This window comes from Methylobacterium crusticola (genome assembly GCF_003574465.1).
GTDB classification, from domain to species: Bacteria; Pseudomonadota; Alphaproteobacteria; order Rhizobiales; family Beijerinckiaceae; genus Methylobacterium; species Methylobacterium crusticola.
The window spans coordinates 1-2,413 of record NZ_KZ984688.1 but is presented as its reverse complement, the minus strand read 5'-3'; the positions used below and the strand labels follow the sequence as shown (position 1 = coordinate 2,413).

Here is a 2,413-nt window from a genome sequence, read left to right as displayed (position 1 = left end):
CGCCGGCGCGCAGCCCGCGCCGCCGGCGCGCGCCACCACCTGCACCCCGCATCGCGGCGCGCACGTTCCGCGAGACCGTCAACCTGGCCGCGCCCGTGACGGTCACGGGGACGACCCTGGAGAACGGCCGGCTGAGCGTCGCGCTCAGGCGCGAGGGACCCGCCTCGCTCCCCGGAGCGCCTCCTCCGGGCGGGCCGGCGCCGGGTGGCCGGCTCCCGCGGGGTCCGCGCCGGCCACGCAATATCGGCCGAAACATCCGCGCCGGCGGCGTGCTCCTCCCGCAACATGACCGGTGTAGAAGCCCGCCGTCGCGCCGCGCCGAAGGCGTCGCCTCGTCCGCTGGAGGGACCGAACCTCCGCCAGGAGCACGGCTCATGTCGAAGAACTACCGCAACATCCCGCCCGTCGGGCAGTGGGACGGCATGTCGTGCTGGGCCGCCTGCCTCGAATGGTGGCTGAAGGCCGTCGGTGACGGCCGGCCGAAGTGGTCCCAGAAGGACCTCATCGTGAATTTCTACGGCTTCACGGACGACAGCGGCGGCATCCAGGTCGACAAGCTGATCGTCGCCCTGAACAACAACCCGAACCTGAAGATCCAGTCCGGCATGTTTCAGAGCGCGAAGTACCGCTACGCGCCGCTCCCGCTGGGCGAGACGCCGGTGATCATCATGTTCCGCGAGCCGCAGGGCGGCATCCACATGAACGTCGTGTTCGGGCAGACGCAGCGCGACGTGATCTGCATGGAGCCGTATTTCCCGTTTCCGGGCGTGGACTACAAGCGCACGGGATCCTTCATGCAGCGCAAGGTCGACCACTTCCTCGGCGCGAAGGATTTCGGGCTGGCCTGGGCGAGGTGCGACTGACCGTGCGGCGCGGCGCCCGTCCGGGAGGCGGCCGGGCGCGCCTGGAACCACGGGAGAGAGGATCCCGCGGCGCCCGGACACCGTGTCCCGCTTGCTGTCGCGGGCGCACGATGCCACCTCCTGCGCAGCCGCGAGCGGAAGCAGCCAGGAGAGCGTCAGTGTACAAGGTCAAGGCGAAGGATCCCGCGGGCCGCGTGATGCTGTTCGCGTGCGGGACGGCCGATCAAGCCCTTGAGAGAACCTGGGATCTGGCGCGGCGCGGCTTCAAGGACATCGTGATCGCCGACCCGAAGGGCAAGGAGATGAACGCCGACGTCTTCGAACGCTCGATGTCGGTCGACTGAGGTCGCGGTGCCGGTCGCCGGCGGCGTCGACCGCCCGTCCGGCGCGCGGGGCCGGAGGGCCGGCCTCACTCCATCAGGGCGATCGCGATCAGCCCCACGCCGGCAAGCGCGTTGACTGCCAGCCAGCCCGCCTTGATCGCCGCCGAGAGCGACGGATGACGGTTGTCGTTCGCGGCGCGCGGCAGCGCGGTCGGCCACCGGTGCCACTTCAGCGACCGCGAGGGGACGGCCCTGATCTGCTCGGGGGTCGGATCGATCGAGTGCTGGCGGCACAACATGCAGGCGCATCCACGCGTGGCGGCTCATCGGAAACGCGTGGCCGCCCGCTTCGCTCCGGCCGCGCTGGTCCCGGGTCCGGTCATCGCANCAGGTTTTTGATTCTGCCGCATTTTCCCGCGTCGAACCGGTGTCCACTTCGCCGGAAAATGCTCTAGTCCGGGGACAGGTCGCGCGCCACGCGCAGGCCGTGCCCCGGGTAGCGGATCGTGGCGTCGTAGGACTCGCGGCCCGTCAGGTGGAGCCGGTCGGCGGCCGTCATCCACGAGCCGCCGCGCAGCACGCGCTCGCGGCACTCGCCCTCGACGCGCGCCGACCCGTCCGCTGCGGCGCCCCGGTACGACGGCACCCAGCAATCCGCGAGCCACTGCGAGACGGAGCCGGTGATCTCGCCGAGGCCGTAGGGGTTCTCGGGCAGGCGGCCGGTCCTCGCCGGGGCCGCCGCGAGGGGGCCGCACTCCCGGCAATCAGCGTGGTCGGCGCGGAACGCGTCCCCCCACCAGTAGCGCGTCCGGGTCCCGGCCCTCGCCGCGAACTCCCACTCGGCCTCGCTGGGCAGGCGGTAGGCCACCCCCGCCGCGGCCGAGAGCCAGGTCACGTAGAGCTGCGCATCGTCCCAGCTCAGGTTGTAGGCCGGGAGGGCGTCGTCCCCGTCCGGGCCCGCGGGGCAGCGGGCGTCGCGCACGCAGGCCTTCCACTCGCCGACCGTGACGGGGTGGCGTCCCAGGGCGAAGGCCGCGATGCCGACGGCGTGCGGGGGCCGCTCGGTCGCGCTGGCGGTGCCGCCCATCACGAAGCGGCCGCCCGCGAGGCGGATCATCTCCGGGCACCGGGCGCAGTCGCGGAAGGAGCCGGCCTTCGGGTCCGGCGCGCCCGCCGCGCGGCCCGGGGGCGGCGGCTCGGGGGGACGGACCGCCGCGCCCTGCGGTG

General features: G+C 72.9%; 4 protein-coding genes. 2 read left to right on the top strand and 2 right to left on the bottom strand.

The window, feature by feature from the left end; genetic code table 11:
• Positions 1-374 precede the first annotated feature (374 nt).
• Both DT057_RS05940 and DT057_RS05935 read left to right on the top strand, forming a co-directional pair.
• Positions 375-863 (top strand): hypothetical protein, encoded by a 489-nt coding sequence (locus DT057_RS05940; RefSeq protein WP_128561163.1) that lies wholly within the window; start codon positions 375-377, stop codon positions 861-863.
• Between the two features lie 158 nt (positions 864-1,021).
• Complete coding sequence (locus tag DT057_RS05935; protein WP_128561162.1) at positions 1,022-1,207, top strand: hypothetical protein; 186 nt, start codon at positions 1,022-1,024, stop codon at positions 1,205-1,207.
• A 65-nt stretch (positions 1,208-1,272) separates the two neighbouring features.
• Here the strand turns inward: DT057_RS05935 and DT057_RS05930 are convergent, their stop codons facing one another.
• Both DT057_RS05930 and DT057_RS05925 read right to left on the bottom strand, forming a co-directional pair.
• Positions 1,273-1,485: a hypothetical protein gene (locus DT057_RS05930; RefSeq protein WP_128561161.1), complete on the bottom strand. Its 213-nt coding sequence runs from the start codon at positions 1,483-1,485 to the stop codon at positions 1,273-1,275.
• A 152-nt stretch (positions 1,486-1,637) separates the two neighbouring features.
• Positions 1,638-2,413, bottom strand: a 776-nt coding sequence (locus DT057_RS05925) for a formylglycine-generating enzyme family protein (protein WP_162501334.1), incomplete at its 5' end; no start/stop codon positions are given.